Genomic DNA, 17822 nt, shown 5'->3' with positions numbered 1-17822 from the left:
AGATTATCAGTGAATTAATTGGTTGTGAATTTTTTTCGGTTCATTTTTATGAATAATGGTAGATAAATATACAAAGCAAATATAGAAAACACAAGGCCTCCCATGGTACCGGCTGCCAGGCTGAACCAAAATGGATCCTGCTTGCCTCCCAGTAAGAATGGAACAAATCCCAGTACTGTAGAGAAGATAGTCAGGATAATGGGAATAATCTTGTGGTTAAAGGCCATGATATAAAATCTCACAGTACCTCTTTTTACTCCTTTTTGTTTTCCACCTATCAGCAGCCGTATAAACCATTTTTTTGATTTGTATTGTTGATAGTTCATCGGCGGACGATTATAGTAACCGGGAATATCCGCGAGCTGGGGCTTATCCTTCTTTAAGTTATTAAAATCATTCAAAATGTAAAGGCTGGAATTTACTGTTAATCCACTTAATAACAGGAGGGAGGCGTATCCTCCGTCGCTGAACGGCAGTTTAAAGAGCCAGAATACCAGGAAAACACCGATAAAAGTCAACGGGATCATCAGTACAACGGCTATGGGTTGTAACAGACTCTCCAGTAGGACGGCACAAATCACATATATGATGGCCATGATGAGGATGATCAGGTAAAACCGTTTTCCGGTTTCTTTTTCTGTGCCCCAGTAACTTCCAAAATACCTCTGGTTTTCAATTCTGAAGCCTACCGGCAGATCCTGGTTAAAGCGCTTTGCAAGACCGCCAACCAGGTATTGCTTCTGTCCGTACGATCCTATGAAATCAAACTCTACCACAAGCTTATATTCCATATTTTCTTTATTAATCAAATCACTGGTTCTCTGTTTTGATGTGTGGCTGAGCTGGTTGAGCTTGATGCTTTTTTCATCTGTTACAGAGATAGGTATATTGTTAAGTCTCCACCGGTCGTTATAGGTAAATCCGCTTTTTTTCAACAGGATATCATAGGGTTCACCGGAAGGCATGAGAAATTGTGTCACTGAAATCTGCTCTGTTGAAGCATCCTGTAGTTTATTCAGAATGCTGCTTTTATTAATACCGCTGCCCAGGAGTTCATTTTCATCAAAATCAAGTTTTTGCTCATACATAATCTTGTCGCTGGTGGTAGCTCTGCCGTTCACATAGATTTTTTCAACACGTTGTATGGTATTTAAAGAATCCTGTAATTTATAGGCAAAGCGTTTGAGCATTTCCAGGTTATAACCGTACAATACCAGCCTGGAATTGCGATATCCTTCGTTAAGTGAGTTGTCAAATCCCCTTCCTACGCCGGAGATACTCCAGTCGATGCCGCCAATATCGATACAGTAGGTCTGTACGGCATCTTTCAGCATAAACGGAAAGTTGCTTAGTTCATGTTCTTTTTTAAACCATATGTTAATGCTGCCGTTCTGCGGGCTGTTGATTCGTGATTCAAAGCGGTCTATTTCGTCATATTGCAACAGGTAGTTTTCAACCCGTTTGAAAACTGCATTCATTTGTTTTAACGTTGCCCCGTATGGCATGCTGCCTCTGACTCTTAGCATTGTTCTTAAAGTGGTTCCCGAGCCCGAATTTTTGGTTTGTTGGCTGAATGGCCTGTAAACGCCACCAAGGATAACTTCAGCATAGGGTTTAATGTGTGCATTGAACAGATTGCTTCCCAGTGTTTTGTTGTATGCAGTTGTCCAGAAATCGTTACCGTTAAGTATTGTGGGGAGCTTCTGTACGGGTATTCCAAAAGCCAGGATGGCAAGGATAATGAACAATGCTCTTTTTTTATAGCTGTAGATAATCAATCGTTCGTAAAGCCGGTTTATCCTGATAATTCTTCTTTTTCGTTTTATAGTGGTTACAGAATGATTCTTTTTCAGGGGTATTTTTTCCATGAGTGCAGGAATAAGAAATAGTGCCACAACAAGCGATACAGCAAGATTGATAATAATCACCCAGGCGAAATCCTTTAGCCGAAGCAACTGATGTTCGTCCAGAAAGAAGATGACAAGGAGTGATCCTATTGTGGTGAGCGTTGAGGCGAGGATGGCAAGGAATACTTTCAGATTTCCACGGTATCTGATATGATCCGTCATGATGATAATGTTATCGATGATGATGCCAAGGGAAAGGGTTATACCTGCCAGGGAATACAGATGAATTTCAACTCCCAACAGCACATAAAAGATAAATGCGATGATGAGGGACGAGATAATACCTGTAAAACAGATAAAAAGGTAGCGCCAGCTTCGACTGACAATAAGTATAAACAATAACAAAAGAAATACCGACAGCGCAATACGGATGAAAATATTATTCAGTTCCTCCTTCAGGTAAACCGTGGCATCGTAATAAGTGGAAAAGCTGTAGTCGGGGAGACCGTTTTGTAAACCGGCCAGTTTTTCCTTTACCCGTTTTCCCAGTTCAAGTGTGTTTATACCTTTTTGCGCTGTAACAGAAAGATATACAGCGTCCATGCCGTTTATTCTGAAATAGGTACCCGGATCTTTCGTGCTATGGTTCAGTTGTACGAGATCTTTCAGCGGGACTTCAAAGTTGTCGTTTTTTAGTTTTATTCCCTTAAGGCTGAAGTCAGTGTGCGATTGGCTGCTTAAAATTACAGGTATCTTCTTTTCCTCCTCTGACGTGGCAAATCCAACATGTTGTCTTAATTTGTAATGGTTGCGTATGGCTGTCTGGATATCAGCAGTGGTAAATCCATAACGGTTTAAATTTTCAGGGTCGTAGATCAGTTCCAGCTGCTCCTGTTCACCACCGTAGCAGTTTACCTGGTGAATTCCGCTGATAGCCGCAAGCTCAGGAACGATTTCTTTATTCAGAACAGAGGCAATATCGTTTTTACTCCCGGGACCTGAAACATGCCAGGCTATGAGGGTTTCAACCTTGTTTTCCTGATCGGGCTTGTTTATGGATACGGTTGGAAGAGAGCATTCAGCAGGAAGAGTAGGGTATATCTGTCGGATCAGCATGGATATTTCAAACCTTACGGCATCCATGTCACTTTTCTTATTCATTTGCAGATATATGGATCCATAGCCGTTTCCCGTTCTTGATGTCATATTTTTAACTCCACTTACTGTCGAGAGCATACCTTCCATTGGCGTGGTTACCTCTGCATCAATAATTTCGCCTGTAGTGCCGGGCATACGGTAACTAATGGTAACCGATGGTAATGCGCCTGTCGGTTCAAGATTAAGGTGGAGCAGGGGAATAAGAGCCAGCCCTACGATAAGAACCAAGACAAACATTGTAATGGTACTGAAAGAGGATATGTTATGTTTTTTATTCAAAGGCTTTTATCAATAGTGTAAAGTATCTGTAATTTTAAAATTCTTTCAGGTCATATACCAGCAAAACCGGGTTGTCTTCAGCTTTTATTGATTTCATCAGTTTAACTTCCTTGCTAGATATATTTTTAGACGTATCAATTCTGTTTTTTCTATAAATGAAGTTTCCTGGCTCAAAATAAGATATAAACTTATGATTATCAGGAGATAAGAATTTTGGAAAGCCAAAAGTATATTCCTTAAATTTGTTTTTTGAATTAATGTATGCTGTACCAGATATATTTTTCCCTGTTGTTTTTGAATAAAAGTAATGATACAGTAAGTTTTTGTATGACATGTTAAAGTATAATATGTTATCCGAAATTACAAACTGTCCGTTAAAAAACCCATTACTTCTTATCTTCTCATAAATGTCCTTATTTGTAAAAGTTGTAAGATCTTCACTGGTCCAGCCAAATTCTTCCAGGTCGAGTTCATAGATTAACTCAGGTTTTGAATTATTTATTTCCAGTATTTTATTTTGAAAAGGAATATTATAGTAGAACTTTGATCCAAATTTCTGAATAACAGGAAAGCCAGCATACGAATTATTTTGTAATTCAAATGAAACTAATTTTTTAATGTTATCTCCTTCTTTAAGAATGAGACAGCAGTTTTTAAGCTCCGGATACGAAGGGTTGTAACACCGGTCAATATCCAGTAGCATACCATTATTATAATATTCATGTTGTAGACAAATGACCTCCATTTTTTGCATGCCTAAATATTTTCCGTCATAGGCATAAAACACGTATTTGCGTCCTTTGAGATCCATAATGGAGACCACATTTTTCCTGGCATCAATAACGGTATTAAACGCTTCATTAAATTCATCCGGCCCCTGGCCTAAATGGCCTATCTGGTTCAGGAATTTGCCTTCAGTGTTAAAACGGAGTACTTTATTGTTGCGTTTATCATGGATAATAATATCGGTTGAATCGGAATGTATTTTATGAATATGGCCGATCAGACAGTTTTTGTTTGTTTCGAGAGGTATGTATGTGATGTGGTTAATGATGCTGTCTAGGTCTAAGGTGTTATTGTATGTACTGAGTTTAGGTTTTATTTTCGTATAATTCGGACTTAATGTTTGTTCCGGGGGCGCTTCCTGTGTTTTTGCTCTGTTGCTTTTACAGCAGGTCAGCATAAAAACAAGTATAAAGAGGAATAAGAGATTAGCGTAAATTTTTTTCATGTTAGTCAGATAATTAGTTGACAGAAATATAGTTAATTTTTTATCATTTTGATAATAATTGGATTGTCATTAATTGTTTTGTCTTTGAATTTCATCCTTGTATGCTCACTTAACAGAGAAAGATCATCAATGTACGAATAGAAAACATTGTTACACTGGTAATCCGGCCAGATAAGTCTTTCGTCCAGTAACTGATTTGTGAAACCCGGTCTTTGTGATTTGGCAGATTTAACTAATCTTGCTCTACCGGTCGTTTTATTTATAATCCCTCTTTTAAGTTTATTTTCATGAGAAACCGTGAATAGAAATAAATCTGAAGATTCCCAAAAGCCGCCCCAGGCAATGTAAACGGACGCTTTATTTCGGTATTCTTCTGTGCTCTCAAAAACCGTTGTCGGAATATCTTTATTCGAAAATGTAAGGTTATATTTCGGATAAATATTCATATGATCAACAGCATATATGGTATCTATAAATGGAATCTTAACAAGCAGGTGATCATTGAGTTTATTAAAATTGCAAGGCATGATGTAAGGTGATTTTAATACGGAGACAGACGAAAACTCCCTTATTTTATAAATTTTACCGGAATTTATATTTGCAAAAGATAAAGTGGGCGTTTTCGATCTGCTTAGTTGTGAAGGAGAATAAAAAATCAGATTGGAGTCATCGATAAAGGATAGCGACATGGCGTTATTTTCTGTTTTAAATTCTTTAATAAAATTACCCTCAGTTGTAAACAGCAGGATTTTATGTTGAGACATATCCCCAATAGCAACCGTTTTACCATCGCTGGATACTGAGAAGTCGGATATTTCAATAAATTCACCCGGGCCTTTACCGTGCATTGATATTTTAGCGTGAAACCGGCCTGAATCAGCATCAAAAATGAAAAGGTTGTTGAAATTATCGGACAGGTAAAAAAAACGGGAATCTGCCTCAAACCAAAGAATTCCCGAAACCAGTATATCGCTACGGGTCTCTAAGGGTATGAGTTCAATCCGGTCAAAATAATTGTCCAGACTAACAACTTCTTCCTTCTGTTGTAACATGGCATAAATATTCAGGTCTTCTAAAGAATCCTGGTTCACATTTTTACACGCAATACATGATAATAATACCAGGATTAGAAATAGTTGGGCGTTCCGTTTTTTTCTCATACGATGCAGGCTGTAGTTTATATCCGGTGTTCCTTATTAATTTGGTGATAGTTCAAAACAAAATACAATAGGATTATCTGACACTTTTGAGTTTGTTATAATGTCATAGAAATTATGCAACGAATTTTCAAGATGGTTATAGTTGTAAATAAGGTCATTCGTTTTGTAATTACTCAGAAACTTTCTCAAATACATTGGTTCTAAATAGCCAATAAATGATCTGCCATTCCGGGAAATTACAGAACTTAGCATGATCTCCGGTAACGTTCCGGGATGTTTGGAAATCCACCAACAAGATTCATTATTCTGTTTATTGTAGAGTGCGGAGTATTCTCTCTTGTTATAGGTTAAATGAAATGTAATCCATTCGTCACCTTCTATAAAATCTCTAAAAAAATAGCAATAATCAATATTTGACTTTCTAAGTTCAGTTATATTTCCCTCTAAATTGTATGGTAATTTTTTAGAACTAAAATCGATCGAATATTTTTTATATAGGTTTGATTCGGTTAGTCCATAAACCATATCATTCTCTTTCTGTGGAAAAGGGCGAAGGTTAATGTCCTTATCACTAAGGGTAAATATTGTATTCGAACCTATGGCTCTTTCAATCTCGGTAAAAAAACTTTCTTTTATCTCAAATTTTGAATTTGTTCGAACCACAGGAGCTTGACCAGGACTGTTATTGTTATTCCAGAAATAATATGTTTGAGGAGATACAGCTACAAATTTTAATGGCATAAATTTCAGTCTGGTTTCGTTTAGCAATTTGCCACTAAGATTATATTTTAGAATTTTATTGTGAGCTCCCAGAATAAAAATATTCCTGGAATCATTATCAATATAGAAATCTCTTAAATAAATATATTCCCCCGGACCATTACCAACGGATGATATCTTAAAAATGAATTTTCCTTTGAGATTAAAAACAAACAGTGAATTACTTTTTCTGTCCTGAATATAAATCAGACTATCATCCATTACAATTTTCTCAATTTCACCAATTAAGCATCCGGGTTTTGTTTCGAGAGGAATTGGAATGAACTTACTTATTGTTTCACTTACCATTCCACCATCAACAGGGTCGTCATAGAACTGTAAAGTGGTATGATTTGTAGCGTTGGGATCATTATGACATGCAAACAGCACTAAAAATTGTGAATAAATCAGCAACAGAACCTTATTCTTTCGCATGATATTCTATAATTAATGGATTGTCATTTATATCTAAATTCTTAAATATTTCTTTATTATCGTTAATGATTCGGAATTCATCTTTCTCCATTTCTTTAATTCGAAAAAGAGTTCCAATATCCAGGATGGAAACTGCGTTATTTCCACTTGCTTTAAATAGTTGACTGTATTTATTAGTAATATCATTTTTAAAGTTATTCATAACTTTTACCTCACCGTTATTTTTATTAATTAATACATGAATGAGAATTGCAACAGTATTTGCTTTTCGAAAGTTAAACCAGATGAAGTCATTATTTTCATAATAATCGCCAAAACTTGATATACATTTTTGTTCTATCTCTATTCGCCCTTTTTTGTTAGCTTTCTCTAATTCATTTATGTGATTAAATAATGATTTTGAACCAGTATTTAGCTTTATATATGGCATTACAACATCATCACTAATTTTAAATATAGTTTCAATATAAGAATGGCATAGTATTACTTCATTGTCCTCCAGTTTAAAAAAAGGACTTATCCTTTCAGGGATGTTAAAGTTGGGGAATTCTTTGTAAGAAAGTTCTTTTTTAATTTGTGATGTTTTATTATTAACAATGTACAACCAATGAGATACTTTTTTATTTGGGTAAGTTAAATAATATGTATAGTTATCTGTAACTACAAAATCTCTAAACATAAAAGGGATTTTTTCCTCTCTAATAAATTTTCCACTGAGAGCATTAAATTGTATAATTTTCTTTTGTGTTTTATCATAAACATATAAAATTCCATTACAAACTGAAATATTCCAAATTTTAACAAACTCACCAGGACCTTTACCTATTTTATTAATAACATACCTTATTTTTCCATCTTTGTCAATGCAAACAACGGCCTTAGCGATACGATGATCTAATACAAAGGTTAATTCATCTGATTTTACTATCTTTTTAATCATATCTCCAAGTAGAACTTCTTCAACCGGAATCTTATAGAAACTTATACTATCAAAAAAATCAGAATACTTGTAAACGTTCTCTTTTTCAGGTTTAACCCCCAGATTAATTTCAATAACATTTGGGCTGTATTCTTTATTACACCCACTTAATAATAACAAAGGACAAAAAATTACGATTGAATAAATTATTTTCATAATCATGTATTTAAAATAGAACGAGTCTTTCGACTTGCCCTATTTATATTCTATACTATTATAATTGCCAATATAAAGGATTACAGTTAATCTGAAATTATGCCCAAAAGTCCTGTGCAGGGATCAATGCCAGAGATCTCAGAACAAGTAAAATGCATAGGGTAATATCCACCATCAGTAGATTCGTTATAGAACTTTAAAGTGGTATGGTTTGTAGCGTTGCGATCAGTATGACATGCAAACAGTACTAAAACAGATAGGTATAAAATTTTCCTCATAAGTAAAGAATTTATGTTTTTCCCATCTTTAATTTAAAAATGTACCATATAATTCTGCCTGCAACAAACGGTTTGGTGTATTATTTCAGCCTTAAAAATGTGATAACAGGATTATCCTCAATTTTGTGATCTTTAATAGCAAATAGTAATTTTTTATTTTCTTCACTAAGTTTTGAAGAATCCATTGATTTTAACTTTGGCAACAGTTCTGTAACGATATAATCACTGTTTAAATAGAAGTAATATTGCTTTTCTCCTGCAATTTTCGTTAAATTATAAACCGGTAACACATTAATATCATTTTCAAAAAGTCTGTCCGGTAGTTTTATTGTATTTAATCTTTGGGACTTTAAATTATACATGGAGATAAATCCTTTCATATTTTTACCTGTTCCCATCGTAAAGCTTATATATAAATCTGATCCAATCTGTTTTATCGTCTTTATTTCCATATATCTTGCCCTGTTTAATCCAAAATCTTTATTGTTGAGCATCATTTCATATTCCGGGCGGTATTGCCCCCTGTTCAAAAAAGCAACAGGATTTCTACCCTCCGATGAAATGGTATAGATTGTGTCGGAAACCGGATCAAAATAAAAATTATTGCCTTCATACTCCCATGTACATACTCCTCCGATACCTAAATAATATTTTTCTTCAGACTTAACCGATCTTTGTTTAATTGTAAAGGTTTCATTGCCGAAATTTATTACTTCACCGTTGTTGATATTAATAATCTGGAGGCTCGTATAAGGATCAGACACGGCTGCCACATCCCGGATCAGGGCCATACAACTATCATAGATATATAGCATGTTATTCAGGACATCATTATTTATTTTAAATGATCTGATGAATTTATTACTATCTGAGTACACCATAAGCTGATGTGAATTTGATAGTACAAAATAAGTGTAGTTGAGCGTATCGATATCAACACCAAATGCTCCGGTAAATTCTCCCGGACCTTTACCTTTAATACCCATGTTGCAAACATAAGTACCATCTTTTCTCAGAAATTTTTTCCCTCCTGAATAAATGTATCTGGGGGTTATTTTAAAAGAAATAGCCCATCTGCCGTTTCCTAACATGCACTCTTTTGAGGTTTCAAGTTTTACATATTCAAACCCGGTAGCAAATGATGATAACTTTACTGGCTCATTAGTTGTATTCTTAAGAGCCTCATAAATAGGAATATTTAAAACTTTAGTATCCCGGTCAACTGTTGTTTCAGGTTTACACATAACAAATGCCATGAATATGCTGACCAGGTATAAAGACCTCACGATAATAAATTTGTTGTGACCGGAATACTAAAGTTTCAGTAAAGTTTTAAACAATAATATAAAGATATGGACCTGAATTTAGAAGAGAATAAATCCAAATCCAAATCCGGATTACTTCATTTCTCCTATAAAAAGGATTTCGTTATCATTTTCATTCAGCGACTTACGCACCTGAGCCAACCTGTCGTAAGTTTTTTTATCCACTTCATTTTTCTTAAGGATATCATCAATCGTCTTCATCAGGTCTATGGATGGAATAGCGCTGATAAACATGCCATTATTACTCATAAAAAACTTATTAACTTCAAAACCACCATAATAATCATTGATGATCCGGAAAAAGTTGGCGCTTAGGTTTCCTTTATCTACAATAACCTTTTTGCCCTGGTAAGGCTTGTCGAATAAAAAGGCATAATAGTGACTTTTGAGTTCGCGGGACCATGAACCAATGCGCGTATCTCCGTTGGTCACTACAAATTCAGGTACAAGCTCGTTTTTATCCGTTTCGTAGTGGTAAAGGGTATCTGGAGTTTTCTTACCCCAGCCCATAACATACATGTCAAAGGCATCTGCATTATAGTCGGATGAAATTTCACTACTGAAATCCGGCCTTAATATGAGCTGTTGCATGCGAGGAAGTTCCTGAATAACCTTTCCTCCCGTTGTCTGCTGATAAGCCGGAGGGATTTGGTCGTTGAAAGGCATGGATAACACGGTTACCACGTTATCCTTAACATAAACCCTGCATTTGGTTTGTTGATATGCCAGTGGGATCTCCGGCAAAGCGTTGCCTTCAAGATCAAAAACCTGTATATAACGGGCATTGGCAAATGGCGTCAAATATATCCTGTTGGAAGCTTCATCCAGTTGTATTCCGTACAGCGACTGGTATTCCCCGGGGCCTTTTCCTATGGCACCAATGTTTCGGATAAATTTACCATCGCGGCTGAACAGTTTCACGGTAATGGCCGGATAGTCATTACTTTTTATAGCGATATAGTTCGGCGAAATGCCTACGGCATGTGTTCCTTTAAAAATGGACTGATCGTTTGTCTCAAGTTGCACCAGTTCACAGTCTTTGACGAGATCAGAAAGGGGAAGGTCAATGCTGTCTTTCACTTTACTGATGTCACAGTGTATGACATTGTGCCCGTTAACGGTTTCAAGCATGGCATGTGATCCGCTTTTTTTACACTGCGTAAATACCAGGATGAAAAGAATAAAAATGGATGTTGCAATCTGTGAAGTTTTCATGTTAGTGTTATTTTATTGGTTTGAAAATATACATATATGTAAGAATACATTTTATCTGAGGAGCCGGTGGACTTTGTAATAACAGCTTTTCCTGGCTGCATTATAAACTTAACTAATGCAGGACGGCTGGTAATATTTCTGTCAGGATATAATTGTATATACTTATTGCTCAATGATATCGATACGATATTAAAACTAAACATTAAGCACATATATTGTTGACGTATGCAGAAAAGTGATAAGGATGGCTATTCCTTTTTGACTGATCTTTATTTCAGTTTCACCAGCATCAACACTGGATTATCGTTTACGGTAGGGCTGTTGGCTAGCTCATCCAGCTCCGTTTTCTTTTCAGGGTATTGGGGGGCTGCATTTTTAAAAGCTCAAGATGCTATATGTTCTTTCAGCTTATAAGGATCAAGCCGTTTTATGAACCATTCACAATGTACGTTCTTTACTTTTGTATCAGGCATAAAAATACTTTAATATCCCATGAAGTATAAGGACCTTTATTAGGAACATACTCTTTATAGCTTTCAAAGGCCTTCATTTATTTTAAATTTAATAACCGCAGGATTACTAGTAATGTCAAAATATATTATGTGGTTTTTACGGCTTCGCCAGCTCAGTTACATTATCATGCATTGAAAATGTATCTGGTCAGGCACTGAGGTTTAATTCTTTTCAACTAAAAACTTAGTTCAAATATAACGAAAGTTTTAGTTGAAAAATTATATTCAACTATTTTTTTAGTTTTAATCTTACAATTAACGGATTACTATTGGGGGAGATGCTGGACAAAATTTTGTCAATATTTGAAGAAGGTAAGGCTTCGCTTCCCTGATTCTCTTTGTGCTTTAGCACGGTTAGGGGATCAATGACTGAGTATAAATAATTAGTATCCATAGCATAGATGCCCACAATCGGCAACCCGTCAATGTCATTTTCAAAAAATCCGTTGTTCGCAGTTTCCAGACTAAAGGAACCGGACATTATCTGTCGATCGGGCTTGCTGTAAACAGTGGTATTGGCAGTTTGATTTTGCAGGGTCAGCAGTACTAAGTAAATATCATTTTCTACATAACCGACGAGGTTACAGTATTTCTTTTGATTGAAAAAGGTCATAAATTCTTCCATTTCTATCTGAGGTTGAGACAGAAATGTATGGAATGCCTCATCAATATTATACCGTCCATAATCAATGCTGTAAGCAGGCCTGAGATTAAGGTTTTGGTCAATTTCATAAATGGTATTGGAATATGGAAGAATAAAGCGGACCAGGTTATCCCGGCTACTGATGTTATGGAGAGGCAGGGTTAAATATCCGACATTCAGTGAATCAGGGCAGGGAAGAAATCTTTTCAGTATTTTGCCATTTTCGTCTGAAACAAATGCATCGTAATTTACCTGGTTGCTGTTGAATCCGGTATAATCCGCAATGCCAACAATTTTGTCATCCCCAAGGTTGCAAATCTGATTTGCAGTCTGTGTTACAGGGATATCGTTATTAAGATATGTTCCCGTCAGGTCGTATCTTAGGATCGCTTTGTTGCGCGATGAATAGATATGAACGATACTGTCATCGCTCAGATAAAAATCAGAAACTGAAACATATTCTCCCGGTCCCTTACCCTGATGTCCGATCCTTGACAAAAATTTACCGTTTTGCATAAAAATATAGATGGAAGACGTTGATTCATCACTTATTATAATGTGAGAACCTTTTATTCCGAAGCTTATGAAGCTGCCCATCAGGCAATTTTCATTTGTTTCCAATGGAATATATGCAATGGAATCAATAAAACCGCTTAGTTTAATTTTAGAATTTGCAGCGAGGTAATCACCTAATTCAATAACAGTAACTTCTGGATTTTTCTTCTCGGCAGTTGATTGGCATCCGGTGTTTAATACCATGGAAGTTAGTAAAAACCAAAGTAAGTTAAGTGGCTTGTTCATAAGCTTGTTTTTATGGGTTTAATAGTTATTCTGTTTTATTCAAAAAGCTTTTTTTTATGGTAAAAAGAAGCAGGCAGCCGTTATGATTCGGATCTGGTTTATACATATAATTACCATCAACATCTTTAAATTGAGCAAGACTGGTATAGCTAATAGATTTATTATTATATGTGCCAACGATAGTATTAAAATTGGTTTCGAAGGTAAGTTCCCGCACCCTTATTTTTCGGGTTGATAAATCACCAAATACCTGATAGGTATCTCTGTTTTTACGTATTTCGGTTAAAAAAATGCTGTCATCACTAACATGTAGTTTTTGAAAGGGGCCATAATAATCAGATGAGAGAAAAGCCGAAAGCATATTATCCTCATTTAAACTGATGTGTCTGATTAAGAATTCATCTTCAATATTAAAATCAAATTCCCTGGTTATCTGGTTCTTGTCATTTATCGAATAAATTTCGTCGTACCAAAGTGGAATAACATAAAGTCTGTTGCTGTTTTTGGAGCATATAGGACTTGCGTAGGGATAATAGTTTTGTGGAATGCTGAATAAGCTGTCTGTATGCTTTCCGTTAAAATCAAATTTGTTCAGCAGCTGATTATTAACCGGATGAGGTGAAAAACTAATAAATCCACCTCCGGGAAGTTCATAAGAATACAGTCCGATATAGGAAGGGTATTTGATTGTTCTTAAATAATCGCCTTTATAATTATATACAATAAGTTTATGCCCCGTATTTATATATACCTCTTGTTTTGCATCGTCTACCATAAAATTAAGTGCAGAAGTGAATTCACCGGGACCCTGACCAATATTCCCGATTGATCCGATATATTTCCCCTGCCAGTTAAAGACTTTAATTAATTGCGTAGAAAACAATGGATTATTATCGAAAATAAAAATGTATTCTGATGTAAACTTAAATTGGGCACTTTCGTAGTTAAAAACGGATTGCTTATTGGTTTCCAATAGTATTGTATCCGCAGCACTGAAATCAATGATTACAGAGTCAGCAAATTTTTCTACAGGTGTATTTAATAAGGAAAAGGGCTTTTTATTTTGTTCTGTCTTGTTTTTGCAGGCGAAGATGAACAGGATTATGCTTAAAGAAACAAATAGGTTTTTCATGAAATAATAATGGGCTAAAATTAAAATTTGGGATGGAAAAACACCAGTACAGGATTGGAATTATAATTCAGGTTTCCCGGTACCCTGGTTGTAATTTTATCCCTGTTTTCAATCAGATCAGATGCGTCTACGGGTGTGATGATACTATTTTTATATGTGCCTTTTGTTAATGGAAAATACCGACTACCAAAGACATCATTCGTCATGTCATTTCTAAGAATTTTTGCTTTTGAATTGCTTTTATTGAAAAACAAATAATGAAATCTTTGTTGATAGACAAAAGAAAAATAAATATAACTATCTGTTTCATAATAACGTCTGATATCTCTCATCTCCTCTGGTCTTATTCTTCTATTAAATGGATGCAGAACTTCTTTTTGCCTGCATATTTCAGGAGGGACAGGGTCTTCAAAATCGACAATAACATGAGGAGTCATCTTTTCAGGGGTGAGGAGATAGATCGTATCATAAAACTCTTTGCTGTATGTATAATGGGTGACATTGTCTAAGGTAATCCGGCTAACGCCAACCCAGGTAAAGGAACCTGATGATTTTGATAGGGTTGAAATGAATTTTTTTCTGCTCAGATCATAAAAGTAGAAGTTGAATGGATTTTCAAATGCTGTAAACAGAATAGTATCATTATTTAAAGCATGAATTCGGTATCCAATAAATTCGCCTTCGGGCCATGATATACTAATGTTTTCAATAAGATTCAGGTCTTTGTCCAATTGAAAGAGTTTGTAGGGATCTGCAGTAATATAGACCGTATCATTATAAACATCGAAATACTCAAGACGGCTATATTCATCCGGTCCGTTCCCTAAACTATGAAATGCATTAATAAAATTTCCTTTCCTGTCGAAACAAAACATGGCCCTGGCAACAGAATTATCCATAACATATATCCGATCATCAGTAACATCAACTTTGTATATTTCGCCGATTTTTGAATAATCGTTAGTCTCTAAAGCTACAATAGAATCTACTTCAATAAAGTATGATACCGGTTGGTTTATGATATCATTTTTAAGCACACTAATATGTGTAACAGGAACATCAGGCTTGGATCGTTTCGATTTGGGATTGCAGCCAATTAATAATAAGACTGCTAACGCGAGGAGAATTGGTGTTTTGTTCATGGTAAGGTAGTTAATGCATTGTACCGTTAAATCTTTTTGGGTTCATGTTTGATCCACTATTATTTATCTGACAGGATCATTAGAACCGGATTATCATTTGCAGATAATTTTTTCGCCAGGTTCTGAAAGTCAGGAGAGAAATCATCCTTGTTTTTTGAGTTATTGTAATAGTCTATTATTTCATAAGCTTCTTTAGATGCCATTAAATAACCGTCTACAACAAATTTCGGCCAGAGCCCGGGGCCTCCTTCAATATCATCTGATAATTCACTTACATTAGTAAGTTTTCCACTTTGTTTGTCATAAAGCATTTGAAAGAATTGTCTGTCAGGTCCTTTCCCGACACCTCTTTCGGTGGTAACAAAAAGGTAGTTGTTGTACTCAACTGTGTAGTGAATCATAATATTATCCCGGAATTGATTGCCCGCTTTTTCAGGAGGCATAAACAAACTTCCGTAGGGTATATCATTATCCGTTTCATATATAATGTACGGTTCTTTCTTAAATTCTTTGCTCATGTGGTATAATGTATCACTAAGGAGGTCTTTGTAAAAGATTCCCATGTCATTGAAGTACGAATTCGTGTAGCTAATAAAATTTATGTTTTTATTCATTCTTCTGGAAAATTCTGCAATGGAATCCAGACAATTCCCTTTTGAATCATAAAGAAAACATTCATAAACAGTGTAATGAAGAAATATTTCGGGTGAGTTGATTGTGTAAATAACAATCTGGCCAGGTTTAAACACATCAAAACGGGTGAAATCCCTGTTTATTCTGAAAGATCGCTTGTAATTGCCAGAATCAAGATCATATACGTTCATTAAGGTTTTGTATGTCAAAACATAGATCTCTTTATTTTCCTTGTCAATGGCAAACCTGATATTATTACCAATTTCTCCTGGGCCCTTTCCGCGAACACCAATTGTACGGATAAAACGCCCGTTTTTATTAAACTGGTAAAGTCGTTTATAGTCCGTAATAAAATAATAATCCTTATAGCTGCTTATTTTTGTTATACCGGTTAAAAAACAAGCTTTATTGGTTTCTAAAGGAATATACTGAATTTTGTCAGCAATGGCAGATAACCCGATGTTTTCAGGTTTAGCATCAATTGCACTTCTGATATCTACATGTAAAACGCCGGTGGATTCCTTTGAATTACATGACACAAATGATAAAAGAAGAACCAGAACAGAACTTAAAATTACACCTTGCGTTCTCATAAACATTATATTTTACGTTATATATTTCGTGTTAAACTAATTCATTCAGAAGCGTTTTTTGTTTCAAACCTTAAGATTAACGGATTACTGTCAGGTGTGATAGAAACAAGGTCAGGATATATTAAATGAATAAGGGTATTAATTGAATCCAGCTTTGAAGGATTCAGTGTTTGCAACCCGAAAGTTGAAAAAGAATCAAAGAGATGTGTAAAAGAGCCGGAATGTACTTCATTATATACATATTAGTCCTATATGAGAATGTGATCATAAGTAATTAATAGGCAGGTCTGTATGAGATAACGTCACCCTGTAATGACAACTGTCGTAATACTTCTCACAGCTTCGCCAGGTCAGTCCCCGCCGAATAGAAATAACATACCGAAGACTGTGCTTATAGCCTCAATTAAACCGCGTAACATTAATCCTTAAAGTGAAGTCAGGTTTTTCTTCTGAAATAAAAGTAGTTATATGTTTGAAACAAAGCAATAGTCTGTGTCTTATAACACATTCAAATTCTGATATTTTTAAATAGTCTTAATTAGAAGAGGAGTGCATTCGTAAAGCTGTTTTTCTGTTACAGGTATAAGTTTTATGCGCGTTTGAATGTTAGGTTTTTTAACTTTAGTTGAGTTTTTCTTTTAAGAATTATTTTAAATTAACCTCTGGTAATATCTGGGTTTATTGTCGTAAAGATCATTAAATGAAATATTTAGCTAATTATTAGAGAAATACTTCAAATGTAAGGTGTTTTTATGGTTAAAAAAATAATAATTTAATTTGTTCTAAATGTAAAATAAATGTAAATTTGCGTCAGAATAACTATAAAATTCATGAGATGAAAAAAAGATTATTAACTTTAGTAATGTTTGTTGCAGGCTTGGGTGTGTTTTCGGGATATGCTCAATTGTCTGACGAAGAGTATGCTTATATTACCATGGATTTGCAGGGAATCCTAAACCTGACTATGACAACTAATCCACAGGTTGATTTTAGTTTTAGCAGCATAGCAGAGTATAAGCAAGGTATTGTTAAGTATAATGCGACCCAGCTTGAGGTTGATGCAACCGTTGCATGGGACATGTATGTGTATGCAGCATCTGACACCTGGACACAGGTTGAAGCTTATTCAACCAATGGTGCAGCTGTTTTACCTGCTGAGATTCTTGAGATTAATTCTTCTTACGATAACTCGGCAATTACAGGTGGTGTTGGTCTGGATAACAACCTTGTATCTTTAAAAGGTTTAACCAACTCCGGTATGGATGATGCTACTCCTGATGCCAATACACAGTTTTTAATGGGTGGTGACAACACGCTCGCAGGAGTGGACGAAAATGGTGCTCCCGGTACTGCAGATGGAAATCCAACCACACATAAATTCAGAATTTCTTACAGGTTGAAACCAAATGTTCCTGCAACATTTCCTAATTCAACTGTAGCACTCGATGATATTGCTTTAGGTAACGCTGTGGATTATGCACAGGCAGGTTACTATTACATCGAAGTGGTGTATTCTTTGGTTGAAGATTTATAAAAAAAATACT

Annotated in this window: 13 protein-coding genes; 1 reads left to right on the top strand and 12 read right to left on the bottom strand. The window is 35.3% G+C overall.

Annotated features, from left to right (window positions below):
- Positions 1–14: 14 nt before the first annotated feature.
- The 12 genes from ACE01N_RS16960 to ACE01N_RS16905 form a co-directional block, all read right to left on the bottom strand.
- On the bottom strand, positions 15–3284 hold the full coding sequence (locus tag ACE01N_RS16960) for an efflux RND transporter permease subunit (RefSeq protein WP_380591618.1): 3270 nt from the start codon (positions 3282–3284) through the stop codon (positions 15–17).
- Positions 3285–3318: 34 nt separating this feature from the next.
- Complete coding sequence (locus tag ACE01N_RS16955; RefSeq protein WP_380591616.1) at positions 3319–4515, bottom strand: 6-bladed beta-propeller; 1197 nt, start codon at positions 4513–4515, stop codon at positions 3319–3321.
- Positions 4516–4547: 32 nt separating this feature from the next.
- Positions 4548–5675, bottom strand: a complete 1128-nt coding sequence (locus tag ACE01N_RS16950; protein ID WP_380591614.1) for a 6-bladed beta-propeller — start codon at positions 5673–5675, stop codon at positions 4548–4550.
- A gap of 36 nt (positions 5676–5711) precedes the next feature.
- The gene (locus ACE01N_RS16945) at positions 5712–6869 is read right to left on the bottom strand and encodes a 6-bladed beta-propeller (RefSeq protein ID WP_380591612.1); all 1158 of its coding nucleotides are present in this window, start codon (positions 6867–6869) and stop codon (positions 5712–5714) included.
- Positions 6856–8004, bottom strand: a complete 1149-nt coding sequence (locus ACE01N_RS16940; RefSeq protein ID WP_380591610.1) for a 6-bladed beta-propeller — start codon at positions 8002–8004, stop codon at positions 6856–6858. The genes ACE01N_RS16945 and ACE01N_RS16940 overlap by 14 nt, the downstream gene beginning before the upstream one ends.
- A gap of 86 nt (positions 8005–8090) precedes the next feature.
- Positions 8091–8282, bottom strand: coding sequence for a hypothetical protein (locus ACE01N_RS16935; RefSeq protein WP_380591608.1), 192 nt, complete (start codon positions 8280–8282; stop codon positions 8091–8093).
- An 80-nt stretch (positions 8283–8362) separates the two neighbouring features.
- A complete protein-coding gene (locus ACE01N_RS16930; RefSeq protein ID WP_380591606.1) occupies positions 8363–9568 on the bottom strand; it encodes a 6-bladed beta-propeller in 1206 nt (401 codons plus the stop codon).
- A 111-nt stretch (positions 9569–9679) separates the two neighbouring features.
- Positions 9680–10822, bottom strand: a complete 1143-nt coding sequence (locus ACE01N_RS16925) for a 6-bladed beta-propeller (protein ID WP_380591604.1) — start codon at positions 10820–10822, stop codon at positions 9680–9682.
- Positions 10823–11563: 741 nt separating this feature from the next.
- Positions 11564–12778, bottom strand: a complete 1215-nt coding sequence (locus ACE01N_RS16920; RefSeq protein WP_380591602.1) for a 6-bladed beta-propeller — start codon at positions 12776–12778, stop codon at positions 11564–11566.
- A gap of 25 nt (positions 12779–12803) precedes the next feature.
- Positions 12804–13910: a 6-bladed beta-propeller gene (locus tag ACE01N_RS16915; protein WP_380591600.1), complete on the bottom strand. Its 1107-nt coding sequence runs from the start codon at positions 13908–13910 to the stop codon at positions 12804–12806.
- A 20-nt stretch (positions 13911–13930) separates the two neighbouring features.
- Positions 13931–15052: a 6-bladed beta-propeller gene (locus ACE01N_RS16910; RefSeq protein WP_380591598.1), complete on the bottom strand. Its 1122-nt coding sequence runs from the start codon at positions 15050–15052 to the stop codon at positions 13931–13933.
- A gap of 59 nt (positions 15053–15111) precedes the next feature.
- On the bottom strand, positions 15112–16278 hold the full coding sequence (locus ACE01N_RS16905; RefSeq protein WP_380591596.1) for a 6-bladed beta-propeller: 1167 nt from the start codon (positions 16276–16278) through the stop codon (positions 15112–15114).
- An 835-nt stretch (positions 16279–17113) separates the two neighbouring features.
- Here ACE01N_RS16905 and ACE01N_RS16900 point away from each other — a divergent pair.
- Positions 17114–17812 (top strand): hypothetical protein, encoded by a 699-nt coding sequence (locus tag ACE01N_RS16900; RefSeq protein ID WP_375727453.1) that lies wholly within the window; start codon positions 17114–17116, stop codon positions 17810–17812.
- The last annotated feature ends 10 nt before the right edge of the window (positions 17813–17822 follow it).

Source organism: Quyinboa ferrireducens (genome assembly GCF_042436675.1).
Classification (GTDB): domain Bacteria; phylum Bacteroidota; class Bacteroidia; order Bacteroidales; family UBA5342; genus JBHJHP01.
This window is presented reverse-complemented; position numbering and strand designations above follow the sequence as displayed.